Annotated in this window: 6 protein-coding genes; 2 read left to right on the top strand and 4 right to left on the bottom strand. The window is 72.4% G+C overall.

Annotation, left to right across the window (positions count from 1 at the left end; genetic code table 11):
• The first annotated feature begins 200 nt into the window (after positions 1–200).
• Complete coding sequence (locus tag NQZ70_RS25555; protein ID WP_129576529.1) at positions 201–11,351, top strand: non-ribosomal peptide synthetase/type I polyketide synthase; 11,151 nt, start codon at positions 201–203, stop codon at positions 11,349–11,351.
• 335 nt (positions 11,352–11,686) lie between these two features.
• The gene (locus tag NQZ70_RS25550) at positions 11,687–12,985 is read left to right on the top strand and encodes a PAS domain S-box protein (RefSeq protein WP_165374154.1); all 1,299 of its coding nucleotides are present in this window, start codon (positions 11,687–11,689) and stop codon (positions 12,983–12,985) included.
• A gap of 27 nt (positions 12,986–13,012) precedes the next feature.
• Here the strand turns inward: NQZ70_RS25550 and NQZ70_RS25545 are convergent, their stop codons facing one another.
• The 4 genes from NQZ70_RS25545 to NQZ70_RS25530 all read right to left on the bottom strand — a co-directional run bounded on the left by NQZ70_RS25545 (position 13,013) and on the right by NQZ70_RS25530 (position 19,243).
• Positions 13,013–14,020, bottom strand: a complete 1,008-nt coding sequence (locus tag NQZ70_RS25545; RefSeq protein WP_129576527.1) for a hypothetical protein — start codon at positions 14,018–14,020, stop codon at positions 13,013–13,015.
• Between the two features lie 182 nt (positions 14,021–14,202).
• Positions 14,203–15,429, bottom strand: coding sequence for a flavin-dependent oxidoreductase (locus NQZ70_RS25540; protein WP_129576526.1), 1,227 nt, complete (start codon positions 15,427–15,429; stop codon positions 14,203–14,205).
• Positions 15,430–15,488: 59 nt separating this feature from the next.
• Positions 15,489–16,688 carry an MFS transporter gene (locus tag NQZ70_RS25535; protein WP_129576525.1) on the bottom strand — a complete coding sequence of 400 codons (1,200 nt, stop codon included), beginning with the start codon at positions 16,686–16,688 and terminating at the stop codon, positions 15,489–15,491.
• 476 nt (positions 16,689–17,164) lie between these two features.
• Positions 17,165–19,243, bottom strand: a complete 2,079-nt coding sequence (locus NQZ70_RS25530) for a hypothetical protein (protein WP_237245602.1) — start codon at positions 19,241–19,243, stop codon at positions 17,165–17,167.
• Between the last annotated feature and the right edge of the window lie 622 nt (positions 19,244–19,865).

Raw genomic sequence — 19,865 nt, 5'->3', positions numbered from 1 at the left:
ATGAGCTTGAGGTCCGCTTGGCGCCGGCTTCTTCTGGCCAGAAGCTGACCAGCGGCCGTGATGCCTGACGAGCGTACGACAGATCAGCAAGCACGGTGTGCGTGGAGGTGCGTGCGCGTCAAACGTATCGACGCGGCGTAACGTAGGTCCACGCGCGCCGATGCTACCGACCCCTACCAGCAACAGGGAGGTCATCCGCGATGAACGAAATGGGTTATTTGCCGCTCTCTCTGGAGCAAGAATGCGCCTTTCGGCTCGACCGGGGCCGCGGCGCCGCGCCGGGCCCGGTGGAGCGGGGCGCGGCGTGGCTGGACGGCGAGCTGGACGTGCCCAGGCTGGTCCACGCTATCGAGGGGCTGGCGGCGCGCCAGTCGATCCTGAGGACGTCCTTCGCAGAGCGCGATGGACAGCCGATGCAGGTCGTCTCGCCGCGGGCGGAGATCGCCTTTCGCGAGGTGGATCTCGGCGCCGAGGGGCAGCCGGCCTCGGATGCGTCGGCGCTCGCGACGGCTCGCCGGGAGACGTCGCTGCCGCTCGATCTGGAGCGCGGTCCCCTCTGGCGCGTGAGCCTCATCCGCGTCCATTCGCAACGTCACCTCCTCGCGCTGGCCATGCACCCGATCCTCTCGGACGGCGAGCCGAGCGCAGCGCTGTTTTTCGCGGAGCTGTTCGACGGCTACCACGGAATCGAGCGGCCGGCGCCGCCGATAGGTTATCAGGACCACGCGCGTCGACAGCGGGAGCACAGGACCGCGGAGCGCCTCGACGCGCAGCTCGCGCACGTTCGTCGCGAGCTCGCGGGGGCGCCGGAAGCGCTGGAGATCCGGACGGATCGGCCGCGGCCCGCGACGCGGACATTCGACGGAGGCTCGGTGGCGTGCGCGCTCGATCCTGAGCTCGTGGGCGCGCTCCGCGCCCTGGCGCGGGAGGAAGACGTGGCGCTGTCCACGGTCTTGCTCGCGGGAATGCACGCCGTGCTCCACCGTTATACAGGCCAGGACGACGTCCTCATCGGCGTGGCGCTGTCCGGGCGAGACGAGGAGACCCAGGGCCTCATCGGTCCGTTCGGCAACCTCGTGGTCGTGCGGGGCAGGCTGGGCGCGGATCCGAGCTTTCGAGCGCTCCTGCGCCAGGTGCGCCGCTCCCTGGAGGAGGCGAAGGAGAACGGCGATCTCCCCTTCGCTTCCCTGGTCGAGCGGCTCGCGCTGCCGCACGATCCGAGCCGCGCCCCGCTCGTCCAGGCCACCTTCTCCAGCGCGCGCGGCGCGATCGAGCCGAGGAGAGGCGCTCTGCTCACGCTGACGCCGGCGGCGATGGAGGCGACCGAGGTGGCGTTCGAGCTCGCCGTCCGCGTCGAGGAGTCCGGCGCGGGCGTGAGCGCGCGCATCGATTATAACCGCGATTCATTCGAGCACGCGACGGTGGAGCGGCTGCTCGGGCACTGGGCGGCGCTGCTGGGCGGCGCCGCGAGCGACCCCGCGCAGCCCGTCTCGGAGCTGCCGATCCTGACCGAGGAGGAGCGGCGCACGCTCCTGTTCGGGTGGAACAGCGGCGGGGAGTTCGATCCGCCGCGCGATCGGCTGCACGAGCGGGTCGAGGCGCACGCCCGGCGCGCCCCGTCCGCCGTGGCGGCGGCCTTCGAGGGGCGCCGCCTCACCTACGCCGAGCTGGATCGACGGAGCAACCAGATCGCCCACCTCCTCCGGGCGAGCGGCGCGGGGCCCGACGTCCCGATCGGCGTCTGCCTGGAACGCTCGCTCGAGATGATCGTCGCGCTGCTCGGCGTCCTCAAGTCCGGCGCCGCCTACGTCCCGCTCGACCCGTCGTACCCCGAGGAGCGACTCGCCTTCTTGCTGGAGGATACCCGCGTCCCCGTGATCCTCACCGAGGGGCGCTTCGCCGCCCGGCTGAGGAGCGGGAGCGCCAGGGTCGTGTGCCTCGACGCGGATCGGGCCGTGATCGAGCGACAGCCCGAGGACGCGGTGGCGCCCGCGCCGGGCGAGGGCCCGGAGAACCTCGCGTACATCATCTATACCTCGGGGTCGACCGGGAAGCCCAAGGGGGTGATGGTCACCCACGCCAACGTGGTCCGCCTCTTCGACCACACCGCCGGTGAGGTGGGTTATGGCGATCGCGACGTCTGGACCCTATTCCATTCCTATGCCTTCGATTTCTCCGTCCTGGAGATCTGGGGCGCGCTCTGCCACGGCGGGCGGCTGGTCGTGGTGCCGTTCCTCACGAGCCGCACGCCGGACGCGTTCTACAGGCTCCTCGGCGACGAGGGGGTGACCGTCGTCTGCCAGACGCCCTCGGCGCTCCGCCAGCTCATCGACGCCGACACCGCGGGCGATCCATCGCTCCGCGACCGCCTGCAGCTGCGCCTCGTGATCTGCGGCGGCGAGGCGCTCGACGTGGCCGCGCTCAAGCCGTGGTGGGACCGCCGAGGGGACGAGCGGCCCGCGATCCTCAACATCTATGGGCCCACCGAGACGACCGTGTTCGCCACCCGCCGCCAGATGGGCATCCCGGACCTCGAGCGCCCGTGGTCGAGCTCGATCGGCCGCGCGTGCGGCGACGTCCAGGTGCTGCTGCTCGATCGCCGCCGCGCGCCGGTCCCCGTCGGCGTCGCCGGCGAGATCTACATCGGCGGCCCCGGCGTGGCCCGCGGCTACCTGAACCGCCCCGAGCTCACGCGGGAGCGGTTCGTCGAGAACCCCTTCCGGCCCGGGCCGGGCGCACGGCTGTACCGGACAGGCGATCTCGCGCGGTGCCTCCCGTCGGGCGAGATCGAGTTTCTCGGCCGGATCGACGATCAGGTGAAGATCCACGGCCACCGCATCGAGCTCGGTGAGATCGCGGCGGCGCTGGGCCAGCACCCCGGCGTGCGCGAGGTCGCGGTCGTGGCGCGCGAGGACGCGCCGGGCGACCGGCGGCTCGTGGCGTATGTCGTCCCGCGCCCGGTCGAGGGCGCCTCCGCCGAGGGCGAGCAGGCGCTCGTCCCCGCGCTGCGCGCCCTCGCGCAGCGCCATTTGCCGAGCTACATGGTCCCCTCCGTCTTCGTGTCGCTCGACGCGCTCCCCACCTCGCTGAACGGCAAGGTCGACCGCAGGGCGCTCCCTGCGCCCGGCGGCGCCCGGACGGGGCTCGGGACCGCCTTCGTGGCGCCGCGCTCCGAGCTGGAGGAGGCGCTCGCCGGCCTCTGGAAGGAGCTCCTGCGCGTCGAGCGCGTGGGCGTCCACGACAGCTTCTTCGAGCTGGGCGGCAGCTCGCTGCACGCCGTCCAGCTGTTCTCGCGCCTCCGCGGCGCCTTCGGGCTCGACATCGGTTTTCAGGAGCTCTTCGCGCACCCGACCGTCGCCGGGCTCGCCGCGCTGGCGAAGGGGGGCGGCCGCGCGGCCCCCCGGGCGGAGCATGCCATTCCGAGGGGCGCCCGGACGGGGCCCGTCCCCCTCTCGTTCGCCCAGGAGCGCATGTGGTTCCTCCACCGGCTCGCGCCGGAGAGCAGGGCCTACAACTGCCTTTGTCCCTTCCGCCTCACCGGAGAGCTCCACGCCCCGGCGCTCGACCGGAGCCTCCGTGAGCTCCTCCGCCGCCACGAGATCCTGCGCACGGTCTATACCGAGATCGACGGCATGCCCGTCCAGATCGTCGCCGAGGACGCCGCGTTTCGGCTCGAGGTCGCGGACCTCCAGCACCTCCCCGAGGGGGAGCGCGAGGCCCAGGCGGCGCGGCTCCTCGACGCGGAAGCCCAGCGGATCTTCGATCTGAAGCGCGGGCCCGTCTTCCGGGCGGGGCTGCTGCGGCTCGGGCCGCGGGATCACGTCCTCTGGCTGCACATCCACCACATCGCCGTCGACGGCTGGTCGCTCGAGGTGGCCTACCGCGAGCTCGCGGCGCTCTACGACGCCTTCCGTCGGGGCGCTCCCCCGCCGCTGCCGGAGGCGCCGCTCCAGTACGCCGATTTCGCCGCGTGGCAGCGAGAGCAGCTGACCGAAGAGAGCCTGTCGGCGCTGGTCGCCGGCTGGAAGCAGCGGCTCCTCGGCGCGCCGCCCCTGCTCGATCTGCCGAGCGATCGCGTCCGGCCGCCGGTCCAGACGTTCCGCGGCGCGACGATCCCGTTCCAGCTCGACCCGGAGGTCGCGAGGGCCATCCGCGACCTCGGCGCGCGAGAGGGCGTGACCGTCAACATGGTCCTCCTGGCCGCGTTCGCCGTCCTGCTCCACCGCGTCACGCAGCGCGACGACCTCCTGGTCGGGCTGCCGAGCGCGGGCCGCGATCACGCCGAGATCGAGGCGGCGATCGGCTTCTTCGTCAACGTGGTCCCCATCCGGATCGACGTCTCCGGCGCGCCGTCGTTCGAGCAGCTGCTCCGCCGGGTGAGGGCGGTGTGCCTGGACGCGTATGCGCACGACAGGCTCCCGTTCGAGCGGCTCGTCCAGGAGCTCCAGCCGGAGCGCGACCCGAGCTACAGCCCGCTCGTGCAGATCGTGTTCGCGCCGCAGCCGCCCGCGGAGCGCGAGCTCCACCTCGCCGGGGTCGAGGCGCGCGCCATCGACACGGACACGAAGAAGACGATCTTCGACGCATCGCTCTATGCCTGGGAGACCGCCGGCGGCGTCGCCGGGATGCTGGAGTACAGCACCGATCTCTTCGAGCGGTCGACGATGGAGCGGACGCTCACGCACCTCTTCACGCTGCTCGCCGCCGCGACCTCGGATCCCGCGCGGTCCGTCGCGTCGATGCCGCTGCTCCCGGAGCGCGAGCGGCGCCGGCTGCTCGTCGATTGGAACGACACCGGCGCCGATTTCCCGCGCGATCAGGGCGTCCTCGAGCTGTTCGAGGAGCAGGCGGCGGCCGCGCCGCGCGCCCCCGCGGTCGTGTCCGACGGCGGCTCGCTCACCTATGGAGAGCTCGATCGCCGGGCGAACCAGCTCGCGCGCCGCCTGATCGAGCTGGGCGTCGCGCCCGACACGCGGGTCGCGATCTGCGCGGAGCGCTCGCCGGAGATGGTGGTCGGGATCCTCGGCGCCCTCAAGGCGGGCGCGGCGTACCTCCCCGTGGACGCCGCGATCGCGGGCGAGCGGCTCTCGTTCATCCTCGAGGACTCCGGCGCGCCGGTGCTCCTCACGCAGGCGCACCTCGCCGAGCGCCTCCCGCCGTTCGCGGGCGCGGTGATCCGCCTCGACGCGGACGCGCCGGCCCTGGCGGCGCGGGACGGCTCGCGCCCGCCGGCGTGCGCAGGCCCCCGGGACCTGGCGTATGCCATCTACACCTCGGGCTCGACCGGCCGCCCGAAGGGCGTGCTCGTGGAGCACCGGAGCCTCATGAACCTGGTGGCGTGGCACGTGCGGCGCTTCGCCGTCTCCCGCGACGATCGCGCGACCCTCGTCGCGAGCCCCGGCTTCGACGCGTCGGTCTGGGAGCTCTGGCCTTACCTGTGCTCGGGAGCGTGCCTGTTCATCCCCGGGGAGCCGCTCCGCCGCTCCCCGGACGAGCTCAAGGCGTGGCTCCTCGCGCGCGGGATCACCGTCTCGTTCCTGCCGACGCCGATGGCGGAGGAGCTCCTGCGCCTCGACTGGCCTGCTTCCGCCGCGCTCCGGTACCTGCTCACGGGAGGGGACAAGCTCCGCGTCTGGCCCGACGCGCGGCTCCCCTTCGAGGTCGTGAACAACTACGGTCCGACCGAGGGGACCGTCGTCGCCACCTCGTGCGTCGTGCCGAGGGCGCGGCCGGGCGGCGGGGCCGCGGCGGCCGACCCCTCGATCGGCCGCCCGATCGACAACATGCGGGTGTACCTGCTCGATCCGCGCGGGGAGCTCGTCCCGGTGGGCGTCCCCGGCGAGCTGTACCTCGGGGGCGTCGGCATCGCCCGCGGGTACCTGAACCGGCCCGAGCTCGACGCAGCGCGGTTCCTCCCCGATCGGTTCTCGGACGAGCCGGGCGCGCGCATGTACCGCACCGGCGATCGCGCCCGGTGGCTCCCCGACGGGAACATCGAGTTTCTGGGGCGGGTCGACAACCAGGTGAAGATCCGCGGCTATCGCATCGAGCTCGGCGAGATCGAGGCCGTGCTGCGCGAGCACCCCGACGTGGAAGAGGCCGTCGTTGTGGCGCGCGAAGAGCCGCCGGGCAACAAGCGGCTCGTCGCTTACGTCATCCCGCGCCTCGATGACGGCGGCGCCTCGGATCAGGCCCCGTCGCTCCAGGCGGAGCACGTCTCGGCGTGGCAGGCGCTGTACGACGGCACCTACGGGCAGGGCGGCGCCGGCGTGGATCCGGCCTTCAACATCACGGGCTGGAACAGCAGCTATACCGGAGAGCCCATCGACGCCGCCGCAATGCGCGCATGGCGGGACCACACGGTCGAGCGGATCCTCTCGTTCCAGCCGCGCCGGGCGTGGGAGATCGGCTGTGGGACGGGGCTCCTGCTTTTGCAGCTGGCCCCGCAGTGCGCCGCCTACCTCGGCACGGATTTCTCGGAGAAGGCGATCGCGCTCCTCCGCCCCGAGCTCGAGCGCGGCACGCTCTCGCACGTGTCGCTGCAGCGCCGGGAGGCGAACGACTTCCGCGGCATCGAGCCGGGCAGCTTCGACGTGGTGGTCTTGAACTCGATCGTCCAGTACTTCCCCAGCGCCGATTACCTGCGCGCGGTGATCGAGGGCGCCGTGCGCGCGACCGCGCCCGGAGGCGTCGTGTTCCTGGGCGACATCCGGAGCCTGCCCTTGCTGGAGGCGTTCCACACGTCGGTGCAGCTCCACCGCGCGCCCGCGGGCGCCGCCGCGGCCGAGCTGCGGGCCCGGGTGGAGCGGGCGGTCTCCGGCGAGGAGGAGCTCGTCCTCGCGCCCGAGCTCTTTCACGCGCTGCGCGACCGGATCCCGGGCGTGGAGCACGTCGAGACCTGGCTCAAGCGAGGCCCCGGCGCCGACGAGATGACGCGCTTCCGCTACGACGTGGTCCTGCACGTCGGCGCGGCGCCCGAGCCGGCCGCGGTCGGCCGATCGCTGGACTGGGCTGCCGCGGAGGGCCTCGCCGGCGTGGAGCGGGCGCTGCGCGACGCGGGCTCCCTCGGGATCGAGGTCCTGGGGATCCCGAACGCGCGCGTGCACGCCGACGTGATCGCGGCGCGCCGGCTGCGGGAGGCGGCCGGCGACGAGCCGGCCGGCGCCGCCGCGGCCGCCGGGACAGCGGTGGCCGCGGTCGATCCGGAGGCGCTGTGGGCGCTCGCCGCGCGCCTCGGCCGTTCGGTCCGGGTCACCGGGTCGAGCACCGCGGGCCCGGGCTGCATGGACGCGCTCTTCGAGCCCGCCGAGGGCGCGCCGCGGCCGCGCGCCTGGGTCCAGTCGCGGCCCGGGGCGGCCTTGCCGGCGCGGTCGCTCGCGAACAGCCCGCTCCGGCGGCCCAAGGCGCGCGCGATGCCTCGAGGCCTGCGCGAGCTCGCCGCGGCGAAGCTCCCGGACTACATGGTTCCGGCCGCGTTCGTGAAGCTCGACGCGCTGCCGCTCACCGCCAACGGGAAGGTCGACATGGCGGCCCTCCCGGCCGACGATCGCGCGAAGCCCGCGCCGCGGGCGGCGGCGCCGGCGCCCGCCTCGAACATCGAGGTGGTCCTCGGCGAGATCTGGCGCGAGGTGCTCGGCCTCGACGAGGTCGGCCTCGACGTTCCGTTCTTCGATCTCGGCGGTCACTCGCTGCTCCTCGCCCGGGTCCGCGCGGGCATCCGGGCGCGGCTCGGCGAGGACGTGCCCATCATGGACCTGTTCCAGTTCCCGACGATCCGCAGCCTCGCCGTCCACCTGAAGCGGGGGCCTCGGGCGGCGGCCCCGGGCGACGGCGCCGTCTCCAAGCGCGCGCCCGGCGCTGCGGCGCCCGCGGCCGAGGCCACGGCGCGGGAGGCGCTGCCCGAGAACGCCATCGCCATCATCGGAATGGCGGGTCGCTTCCCGAAGGCGCGCAGCGTCGACGCGCTGTGGTCGATGCTCAAGGACGGCATCGAGGGGATCGCCTTCTATTCGCCCGAGGAGCTGCGGGCGCTCGGCGTCGACTCGGAGCTTCATCGAACACCCGGGTTCATCCCGGCCGCCGGCCTGCTCGATGACGTCATGTGCTTCGACGCGGCGTTCTTCGGGTACAGCCCGAGGGAGGCCGCGCTCATGGACCCGCAGCAGCGGGTGTTCCTCGAGTGCGCCTGGGAAGCGATGGAGAGCGCCGGGTACGACCCGCTCGCCACCTCGAAGCCGATCGGCGTGTTCGCCGGGAGCGACGCCCCGAGCTACTGGATCGAGCGCGTCGGGCCGCCGCCGGCCGCGCCGAACTCGGAGCACGCCCGGATCTATACCGGGAACGTGACCGACTCGCTGACCACGCGCGTGGCCTACAAGCTGGGGCTCCGGGGGCCCGCGGTGAGCGTCATGACGGCGTGCTCGACGTCGCTCGTCGCGGTGCACCTCGGCTGCCAGAGCCTCCTCACCGGGGAGAGCGACATGGTGCTCGCGGGAGGCGTCGGCGTCCTCTCGCCGAAGCGGATCGGCTATCTCCACGAGGACGGCGCGGTCACCTCGCCCGACGGCCATTGCCGGCCCTTCGACGCCGAGGCGAGCGGCATCGTGGCCAGCAACGGCGTCGCCCTCGTCGTCCTCAAGCGCCTGAAGGACGCCCTCGACGACGGCGACACGATCCACGCCGTGATCCGCGGCTCCGCCGTCACCAACGACGGCGCGCTCAAGGTGGGGTACACCGCGCCGAGCCTGGAGGGGCAGCTCGAGACGCTCGCCCGGGCCCACGCCGCCGCCGGCGTGAGCCCGGAGGGCATCGCGTACGTGGAGGCGCACGGCGCGGGCACGCGGCTCGGCGACTCGATCGAGGTGGCGGCGCTGTCGCGCGCGTTCCGGAGGGCGACCGACAGGGTCGGGTTCTGCGCGCTCGGCTCGGTGAAGAGCAACCTCGGCCACCTCCGCGCGGCCGCCGGGGTGACCGGCCTCATCAAGGCGGCGCTGGCGCTGGAGCACGAGCTCATCCCCCCGACGCTCCACTTCCGCCGCCCCAGCCCCGAGATCGACCTCGCGCGCAGCCCGTTCTTCGTCAACGCCGCGCCGATCGCCTGGAAGCGCGGCGGAGCCCCGCGCCGCGCCGGGGTGAGCGCCTTCGGCATCGGCGGCACGAACGCGCACGCCGTGCTCGAGGAGGCGCCGGCGCCGGCGCCGTCCGGCCCGTCGCGGCGCTGTCAGCTGCTCGTCGTCTCGGCGAAGACGCCCGCCGCGCTGGAGCGGAGCACCGATCGTCTGGTCGAGCACCTGCGGCGCGCGCCGGAGGGCTCGCTCCCCGACGTCGCCTTCACCCTGCAGCGGGGCCGGGCGCCCTTCGCGCACCGCCGCGCGGTGGTGTGCGCGGATCCGGCCTCGGCGGCGGCCTCCCTGGGCCGGCGCGACCCGGACCGCGTCGTCACGGAGGTGGCCGGCAGGCGGCCGCCGGAGGTCGTCTTCCTGTTCCCCGGCGTCGGCGCGGAGCGCGTCGGCATGGGGCGCGAGCTCTACCTGCACGAGCGCGCCTACCGCGAGGGCATCGACCGGTGCGCCGACCTCTTCCGTCGCGAGCTGCCGGTCGACCTCCGCGACCGGCTCTTCCCCGAGGCGCCGGGGCGCGCCTCCGGCGACGGGGAGATCGGCGCGCCGCGCCTCCGCGCGGCCGCGCTCTTCTCGACCGAGGTCGCCCTGGCGCAGCTCCTGATGTCGTGGGGGATCCGCCCAGCGGCGCTGTTCGGCCACGGCGTGGGCGAGGTCGTCGCCGCGTGCGTCGCCGGCGTGCTCTCGCTCGAGGATGCGGTCGCGCTGGCCGCGCTGCTCGGGCGCTCGGAAGAGGAGGCCGAGGGGCCGCTCCTCGCGCGCATCGCCCGGCGGGCCGCGTCGATGGCGAGGCGGGCGCCGAGCATTCCCCTCGTCGGGAGCCTCGCCGGCGACTGGGTGACGGAGGCCGACGTCGACGATCCGTCGACCTGGGCCCGGCTCCTCGCGGGCTCGGCGCGCGCCGACGATCGCATCGCCGCGCTGCTCGCCTCGGCCGATCGCGCCCTCGTCGAGGTCGGGCCCGGCGCCTCGCTGGCCGCCCTGGCGGCGCGCCACCCGGGCGCGGGGCGACCGGTCGCGACCACCCTGGCGGGCGCGGGCGAGGGCGCCGGCGATATCGAGGCGTTGCTCGGCGCGGTGGGCCGGCTCTGGTGCGCCGGCGTCGACGTCGACTGGGCCGCGTTCTCCCGGGACGAGCGCCGGCGGCGCGTGCCGCTCCCGACGTACCCGTTCGAGCGCGTCCCCCACGTGCTCGACACCACCTGCACCGTGGGCCCGGCCACGGTGCGGTCCGTGTCGCCGAAGATCTGGAGTCCGCCGGAGTCGTCCGGCCCTCCCTCGGGCTCGCCGGCGAGCGGGCGGGTGGTGGAGGCGCTGCCGCCGGACTCGCCCGCGCCCGTGAGCGCGGCGCTGACGCAGCGGAGCGGGAGCGCCGCGCTCCTCCCCGACAGGCGCGGGACCGGACAGCTCCTCGTCACGCTGCAGGCGGGGGCGCCGGACGCGGCGCCGCTGTTCCTGATCCCGCCGCTCGGCGGCACGGTGCACGCCTATCGCCCCCTGGTGCAGCGCCTGAGCGGCGAGCTGCCCGTCCACGGGATTCAGCCCACCGGCGCCGCGCCGGGCGAGCCGGGCTTCGCGTCGATTCCTGCGATCGCGGCCCGGTGCGTGGACGAGATCCTGCGCGTGCGGCCCGAGGGGCCGGTTCTCCTGGGGGGGCATTCGGCTGGCGGCGTCGTCGCGTACGAGGTGGCGCAGCAGCTGCTCGCGCGAGCGCGCAAGGTGCCTTTGCTGCTGCTCCTGGACACCGGCTTCGACCCGCGCGCGCGCGAGCGCTCACCGGCGAGCGGCCTCGCCCACGAGATGGCGAAGCTCGAGGCGGTCGCGTCGCGGAGATACCGCGGCTTCGTGGCGGCCATGGAGGACGACGCGCGGCTCCGCGCCGAGGTCACGAGCACGTGGCAGGCGCTCGCGAGCTACGAGCCGCGGCCGACGGACGCCAGCGTCCTGTTCCTGCGCGCGCGGGAGCAGGTCAGCCCGGAGGACGCGGCGGCCGTCAACGCCTGGATGGAGCTTTCGCGGGCGGCGTTTGCCCTCCAGGTGGTGCCCGGCAACCATTTCACCATGATGGAGCCGCCCCACGTCGCGCACGTCGCCCGCGCGATCCAGCAGCACCTCGCGGCGGCGGTGAGGCCAGCGCTCGCCGACGCGCTGGAGGGGCGGGCGCTCCGGAGGTCGAGGGCCAGGTCGCTCGGCGCGGAGAGCGGGCCTGAGAGCGGGCCGCCGTCGCACTGAGCAGTTTGGCGTCCTCGACCCTCACCGTTTCGGCGAGGGGGTCCTCGAGGTGGGGCGTGGTGTCATAGGCACTCGTAAGCGCTCTTTGTGACCCGCATGCCGCGACCACGCCAGTACGGCGCTCTGCGCGCCGCCGGCCAGCAGGCATGAGGCGCTCGTCCGGGCTCCTGATCGGCGCGTGCGCGTGGGGGCTCGACACATGAGCTCAGCTGTCGCACCAACGATGACAACACCGCTCCAGGGCGGCGATGGGCTCTTCCCCGTGGCGGCCCATCGGTAGTAGGCTCGCGGCGATGTCTCGGACCGGACCGTCTGGATCTACCCAAGGAAGCCCCGTGGATTGTCATGATTCGGCGCACCGCGCGCAGGAGAGCGAGCTTGCCGCCCTCCGCGCTCGCCTGTCCGAGCTCGAGCAGATCGAGCGGGAGCTGCGCGCCGAGCTGCGTCGGGTCTACCGCATGCATGAGGCGGCTCCATACCTGATCTCCGTCGACGAGCCCGTCGAGCAGCGCAGGCTGTACGAGAACCGTTCGCTCGCAGGCGAGCTCGGCTATGCGGCGGACGACGCGGCGTTTTCTGGCCTCGACGCGTTCGTGGAGCTGGCTCATCCGGATGATCGGCCCCGGGCCTGCGAGCAGCAGCGCCGGGCCCAGGAGGGCCCGGCGAGCGACACCACCGAGCTCGCTTACCGCCTGCGCAGGGCCGACGGCTCCTGGGGCTGGTTCACGCGGCGTGACATCCGTCTCGACGCCGACGCCGCCGGAGGGGCGCGTCAGGTGATGAGCGTGGTCCAGGACGTCACAGCGCAGATGGAGAGCGAGGCCGAGCTGCGCCGCCAGGCCGAGGACGGCGCTGTCTCGAAGAGGCTCGTCGAGAATGCCCTGGATGGCATCACCATGACGACCCTGACCGGCGTGGTTACTTACGCAAACCTCGCCTTCAAGGCGATGAGCGGCTTCGCCGACGGGGGGGTCGGTCGCCCGCTGGCGGACTTCTATGCACCGGAGGACTTCGCCCAGCTCTCCAACGTGGCCATGCCCGCCCTCGCCAATCAGGGCGCCTGGCGCGGCGTCCTCAGGATCCTGCGCCCGGACGGGAGCTCGTGGATGGGGCAGCTCAGCGCCTTCGCGCTCGTGGGCCCGACCGGCGAGCAGACGGGCTTCGCGGCTTTCTTCAGGGACATCACGGAGCAGCTCCGTTACGAGCAGGAGACGCTCGCGCAGGTGCAGCTGATCCAGTCGCAGCAGGCGGCGCTCCGGGAGCTCGGCACGCCGCTCATCCCGATCGCCGACGGGGTGATCGCCATGCCGCTCGTCGGGACGATCGACCGGGAGCGCGCGCAGCAGATCCTGGAGATCCTCCTGAACGCGCTCGGCGAGAAGCAAGCGGAGGTGGCGATCCTCGACATCACCGGCGTGAAGAACGTCGACGCGGAGGTCGCCGCCGCGCTGGTCCGCGTCGCTCAGGCGGCGAGGCTGCTCGGCGCCGAGGTGGTGTTGACGGGCATACGCCCCGTCGTCGCGCAGTCGCTGGTCGATCTGGGGACCGAGATGAGGGGGCTCGTCACCTGCGGCACCCTGCAGAGCGGCATCGCCTACGCGCTGTCGCGCAAGGCGCGCCGGATGCCTGCCTGAAGCTCTTCCCCAGACGGCGGGACCGCTTCACAAGAGATCGTTGCAGGAGTACACGACACCGTTGTCGCAGGTCTTCGCGCACGAGCCGTTCGCTACCGCGATCGTGCAGGCGGCGTAAACGACGTCCTCGTACCCGCTCTCCTCGTCGTAGAAGGGCACGCAGATCCTCGCGGAGCCCGACCCCGTGCCATCGGCCTGGACCGTGAGGTCGTCCCAGGGCACGCACCACTCATAGACATGACGGATGTAGCGGTGGAGCGAGCCGTCGCGAGCGCGCGCATCCGTGCCCCAGACGTACTCGTCGCCCCAGTTCCTCTCCCAGTAGACCAGCGTGTTCCCGTCCGCATCGCCGCTCCAGCTCTCAGAGACATCGGACCAGCCGTACCGCCCCCCGTAGGATTCGGTCCACGACCCGTCCGCCTGCAGCTGCCCGTCGAGCTGGATCCGCCCGCCGTGCGTGCGCGAGATCCGCTCCTGCGTGTAAGAGAGTGACGTGCCGTCCCACTCTCCCTGCTGCGTCAGCCAGTCGAGATCGCCGCCGCCCGCAGGGCGCGTCCTCCGCGTGAGCAGACAGCGCTGGAACGTCTCGTCGCCCTCGGTGCGCTCCACGCGTTGAAACGTCTCCTCGACCTCCGTGACGTGCACCGCGCCGCTGTCCTCGATCGTCTCCCGGTCGTACGTCGCCACGGCCCCGTTCGCGGTCCGGGTGACGCTCCCCTGCGCCTTGGTCTTGCGGAGATAGCTGTCCGCGGCGGGCGTCTCCTTCCAGCTGATCGCGCCCCGGCGCGGCGTGTAGCGGCCGTGGATGCGATCCACCGCGAGCCCCGGCGGATCATAGTCGAAACGTGCTCGCTCCATGTGCGGCAGGTGCTGGCCCACCGTCCCCGGGATCGCGCAGAGCGCGAGCAAGGCGGGCGTGGCGCCCTCCTTCACGGAGCACTGGAGAGCCGCCGACGCCACGCCGTCGTCTTGCGCCGGCGCGTCGTCGCCGCAGCCCACGAGCATCCCCGCCGCCGTGATCGCGATGAGGCACATCCATCCCCGAAAACGTCCGCTACTCGCCACGCGCTTCCTCGCTTTCGCCACAAGAGGGTAATTCAGCATACGCTGGCTCGTGCGGAGAGGGCGCGCGAAATGGCGGCGCACATCATCGGATATGGCGACGCACATCACTGGATATGTCGGCTGCCGGAGGAGATGAGGGGCGCGCCGCTACCTCACGCGCGGGGCTCCGAGGCGCGCTTCAGGCCGGTCAGCACCTTGTAGCGGGCGGCGATCGCCTCCAGCTCTCCGGGGGCGAAGACGTCCTCGATCCGGTCGAAGCCGTCGGGCGCGCGGTCCTGGGCGATCTGCATGCACTGCTCCGGACCGTTGCCGCGGTTGGCCGCGACGATGGCGGCGGTGGCCGGCAGGCGCTCGGCCTCGTAGGCGGCCAGCGCCTCCACCGGATCGGCGTGGGCGGCGAGCGCGCGGACCAGGGCGCGGGCGTCCAAGATGGCCTGGCTCGCCCCGTTGGAGCCGATCGGATACATGGGATGGGCCGCGTCGCCCAGCAGCGTCATGCGCCCATGGCTCCAGCGCGGCAGCGGGTCGCGGTCGACCAGCGGGAACTCGTAGATCGCCTCGGCGCCCCGGATCAGGCCGGGCACATCCAGCCAGTCGAAGCGCCAGGCCTCGAACCTGGGCAGGAAGTCGGCGGGATCGCCCCGCCGGTTCCAGTCCTCCCGCCGCAGGCTCTCGGCGACGGCGAGCTCGGCGATCCAGTTGATCCGCTGGCGGCCGTCCGGCCCCGGCGGAGAGATGGGATAGGCGACGAACTTCTGGTCCTGATGCCCGGCCATGATCATGCTGGCGCCGGTGAGGAACGGCGCCGCCAGCGTGGTCGCCCGCCACAGGATGCGGCCGCCGTAGACCGGCGGCCCCTCGTCCGGATAGAGGCGGGCGCGCGCCGCCGAATGGATGCCGTCGGCGCAGATCAGGAGATCGCCGGGAACCTCCCAGGCCGCGCCCTCGCGGTCGACGAAGCGCGCCACGATGCGGCCTGCGGCCTCTTCGTGGTCCACGAGGCGCCGGTCGCAGATCACCCGGCCCGGGCCGAGCTGCTCGACGGCGGCGTCGAACAGCACGCCCTGCAGCGCGCCGCGGTGCAGGGAGATCTGCGGCGCGGCGTGGCCGGCGAAGCGGCCGCGCGGCTCGCCCCAGATGCGCTGGCCGAAGCGGTTGAAATAGACAAGCTCGCGGGTCGCCACCCCCTGGGCCAAGAGGGGCTCGACCAGGCCCAGCTCGTTCAGCACCTCGCCGGCGTGGGGCAGGAGGTTGATGCCGACCCCGAGCGGCAGGAGGGTGGGCGCGGCCTCGAACACCGTCACCTCATGGCCCGAGGCGTGGAGCGAAAGAGCCGCGGCCAGGCCGCCGATCCCGGCGCCCACGACGATCACCTGCATGATATTCTCCCGCAGACATGCGGCTTGACGCCGCCCCTTGTTGAAGCCGCCGCCGTGCCTCAATCACCGGCACGGCGGCCGCGGATGGTCATCACCGCCGCCGCCACCCCCGCCGACAGCACGACCGGCACCATGGCCATGGCCACGCCGGCGGGGCCCCAGCCCTGGCCGAGCAGGTGGCCCGCCACCAGCGGTCCGCCGATGGAACCCATCCGGCCGACGGCGATGGAGGCGCCGGTGGCCAGCCCGCGCGCCGGCGCCGGGTAATAGAGCGGGATGACGCCATAGAGCGAATACTGCGCGCCCAGCAGGAAGAACCCGGCCAGGCCGGCCAGCACCAGCACGGGCAGCAGGCTGTCGGCCCCGGCCAGCCCGAATAGCGACAGCCCAAGGGCAGGATAGGCCGCGATGATGGGCAGGCGCGGCCCGAGCCGGTCCACCAGCAAGCCGATGATCCAGCAGCCGAGGACGCTGCCGACATTGAAGGCGAACGCGGCGCCGGCCCCTCCCACCCCGCCAAGGCCCTTGGCCGCCACCAGCGACGGCAGCCAGTTCAGCAGCAGGTACAGCACGAGCAGCGTCAGGCCGAAGGTGAACCACGCCAGCACTGTGATCAGCAGCCGGCCATGACCGAAGAGCGCCTGCACGGCGCCCGGCCGCTCTGCGTCGCTGGCCGCCGCCGCGCGGCTGTCAGGCATCAGCCGCGCCATGACGGGCAGCAGCACGAGCGGCAGCACGCCGCCGGCCACGAAGATGCTTTTCCACCCGAACCGGTCCAGGAAACCGGCCGCGAACAACGCCGCCAGCGCGCCGCCGGCCGGCATGCCGCTGAACATCAGGGTGGTGGTGCGGGTCCGCCGGTCGGGCGGGGCGATCTCCAGGGCGACGGCCACTAGGGTGGGCATCGCCGCCCCCAGGCCGACCCCGGCCAGGAACCGGTAGAGGCCCAGCGACAGCGGCCCGCCCGCCACCACGGTGGCCAGCGTGCACAGGCCGAAGACGCCGACGGCGATCATCAGCAGCGGCTTGCGGCCCATGCGGTCGGCCATCCAGCCGCCGCCCAGCGCGCCGCAGACGAGCCCCGCCATGCCGGCCCCGAACACGACGCCCGCCTGCCCGGGCGAGAGGCCCAGGGCGGGGATCAGCCGGGGGGCGGCCACGCCGATGGCCTGGATGTCGAACCCTTCCAGCAGGGTGATCAGGAAGCAGAGCGACAGCGTGACGGCGCCGCGCGGCGCGTGAGAGGGCGATGCGCCCATGGGTAGACCTTCCGTTTCCGTCCCATTGCCCGGGATTGTTGCAGCTGCCCGCAGCCTGTACGGATGCGGCGACTCCGGTCCAGAAGATCCTGCTCTCGTCGACACGGCGCTCGGCGCAGCTCGACGATCGCCGTCCTTCCTCGCATCACCCGGTGCAGGTGACTGCAACGACTTCGTATCGAAGTCCTCTGGATCGAGGCATAGGCATACTCGCCTATGCCTCGATGCGAGGCGTCACGCGCCTGCGGGCGGACTGGACGATTCGGGTAAGAGCCGAATTGGGTGGCGCTGCAATTGTGCCGTCCGGCGACATGGAGGCGCTGCTTCGGGCCCTGCGCCTTCTATGAGGTCGAGCCCCTCCTGGACGCGGGGCCGCGAGGCGGGGCGGATCGAGCGAGGTGGCGGGAGATCGGTCACGCAAGGCGAGACGCCGGCGTCTCCGCGCCGGCGTCCTGCTCACGAGAGCGCGACGCGGATCAGTTCTCGAACCGGATGTCGTCCATGTAGTAGGGGCCGGAGTTCGCGGTCACGTTGAAGTTGAACTGCAGCTTCACGTCGCTCGGCGCCGCGTTGAGCGCCGTGACGGTGGCCGCCGGGAGCTGCGAGAACGTGACCTCGTTGAACACGCCCCGGGTGAGGCCGTTGAGCACGACGTTGCCGACCCACTGGTTGTTGATGCCGGCGGACGGGATCGAGATCAGCACCTCCAGGTTGCCAACCCAGCTCGGGTTCGGCTGCTGCTTCGACACGAAGAGAGAGAGCTTGATCTTGTTGCCCACCGGCGTGAGGCCCGAGGTGCTGAAGTTCGGGCTGACGATCGCGTTGAACGAGCTCGGGGTCCTGACCTCCAGCGACGCGATGCCCTCCTTCACCCGGCCCGTGTGGGTCGCGAGCAGGGCCTGCGTCGAGGTCCACGCGCCCGGCTTCTCGAACCCGAGGGTCGCGTTGTTGAGGAGGAAATGCGTCATCACCTTCTCGCGATACGGGAGGAACGTGTTGAGGACGGCGTTTGAGAGGATGAAGCGCTGCGGACCGTTCACGTTGCTCGGGTCGACCGGCGCTGTCTTCTCGGAGGTGTGGGTGAAGACCAGCGTCTTGGGGAACGCGCTCGACAGGCCCACGTCGAGGCTGCTGCTCGGGCTGTTGGTGGCGTCCACGGGCTCATGGCACCCCGCGCAGGCGAGGGACTGAGCGCGCCCGATGATCTGATCCACGGACAGGTTGGTGGGCGTGCCGGACAGGTCGCTGCCCATGGCGGTCAGCTTGTTCGCGATGTTGGTCCTCAGGGTCGACGTCCCGGTGCCGATCGCGTTCAGGTAGTTGTTCTGGAGGGGGATCATCAGGCTCTCGCCCGCGTTCATCGAGTCGGGCAGCGCCGACGGGTACGCGAAGCGGTTGACGTCGTCGGCCGCGGCGAGCCTCTCCACCATGTTCGGGAGGACGGTGCTCTGGAAGCTGGTGACCCGCGAATCGCCCGAGATGCCGGGCGCGAAGAGCTTCGCGGACGGGTTGTCCTTCACGAACGACGGGATGACGTTGAGCGAGGGGCTGCTGCTGGTGCCGTGCGTGAGCCTGAACTCCCGGAGCGACCAGGCGTCGAACGGCTCCTGGAACAGGAGGAACTCATTGGTCCGGATCTGGCCGTTGTTCGGGCCCGGCGTGTGGCCGTAGTTGTCGATGTGGATGACGGGCCCGACGCCGGACGCGGGCAGGCCGTTGAAATAGAAGGACTTCAGCTCAGTCGCCCGGGTCGCCACGGTCTTGGAGGGGTTCGACTGGTTCAGCCAGAACTCGACGATGGGGCGGCAGCCTTGCCGGCCGAGGCTGGGGCTCGGGTTGGGCAGCCGGCCCTCGAAGATGATGAAGCTGCGCCGAAAGGTCTGGTCGGGCCTGGCAGAGTCGAAGTCGGGGTGGCCCGACTTCCGCGCGAACACGATCCGGTACTCCCCGCAGTGGGCGCCGTCCGGAGGGGCGAGATCGAAGCGGTTCGCCAGCGTCGTCGCCATGTAAGCGTTGTCGCCGGCCGTCGTGGAGAACGGATCGATGGCGGAATCCTGTCCGATGGTCCGCGGGCAGCGGACCGGCCATCCGTTGATGGACCCCGTCGTGGGCGTGTCGCCGGGCTGCGGGGCAGGAAACACATCGTTCGGGTTGGCGGCCACGTCATTGCAATGCGGGACCGAGGAGAAGAGGCCGGGGGCTTCTCGGTGCGTGTCCATGAACCGCCGGAACAGCGTGAGGGGCGTGAGGCCCGGGACGCCCGACTGGGTGACCAGCTGCTGCAGGACGTCCTTCAGCGAGAACTGGGACACGATGTCGACTTCGGTGACGGTGAGCGACTTCAGGCGCTCGATCGGAAACGGCAGCGTGAGCGCCTCGGCGGCCTCGCCGAGGTCGGCCTCCGCCGCGTCGAGCAGCGCGCTGGAGTCGTCCAGATCGCCGTCCCCCGGCTCGAAGTCCGAGCACGCGGCGGGCAGGAGGGCGAGCGCGGCGAGCGCGGCGTGCCGCGCCCTCCGCCATGCCCCGGCGGAGCCAGGGACAGACCACGAGCGCACCGAAATGCTCGAACTCGAACGCTTGGAAAGCATGAGACCTCCTGAAAACGACCATGATGACGAGCCGCGCCCGCGGTGGGCGCGCGCTCGAAGACGAAGAGGGACGGAGTCCAGGCGAGCGCGGGAGAACACCGCACGTCGGCCTGATGAGCGGGCACGCACGCTCGCCCTTGGCTTGTCGCGTGCTGCCGTCGTCCGCGCTGTGTGCAGCACGGCCTTCGGGATCCTCGGAGTCGACGCTCCTGCGATGCCCTGCTCGCGCGCTGGTCGCGCACGCGGTGAGCCACGACCGAGCGCGACGGGAATATGAATGCTGTTCGCGCTCGGGGCAAGCATTACATTCTGTCGCGAGCTGATCTGTTCCTGGCTCGCGCGCTGCCGCGAGGTGCTTTGCTCGGCGCACAAAATAGGCGACGCCGGCGCGCATCGCCGCGCCGGCCCGGGCCGTGGATTCACCAGGCCGGACACGCCGCGCGCTCGCCGGGGCAGGGCGGGGCGCTGGCCGCGCAGAGCGGAGATCGGGTTACCTGGAGCTCATCATCCGTTCGCGAGGGCCGCCCGGGTTCCATGACCTCGCCTGGGTCGCGCCAAGCTGGGTCGGGTCGGGGGCCGGTCGATGCAT

Source organism: Sorangium sp. So ce836 (genome assembly GCF_028553905.1).
In the GTDB taxonomy this organism is placed as follows: domain Bacteria; phylum Myxococcota_A; class Polyangia; order Polyangiales; family Polyangiaceae; genus Sorangium; species Sorangium cellulosum_D.
Note: the sequence above shows the minus strand (reverse complement) of the source record. Positions and strands in the feature narration are given on the sequence as shown.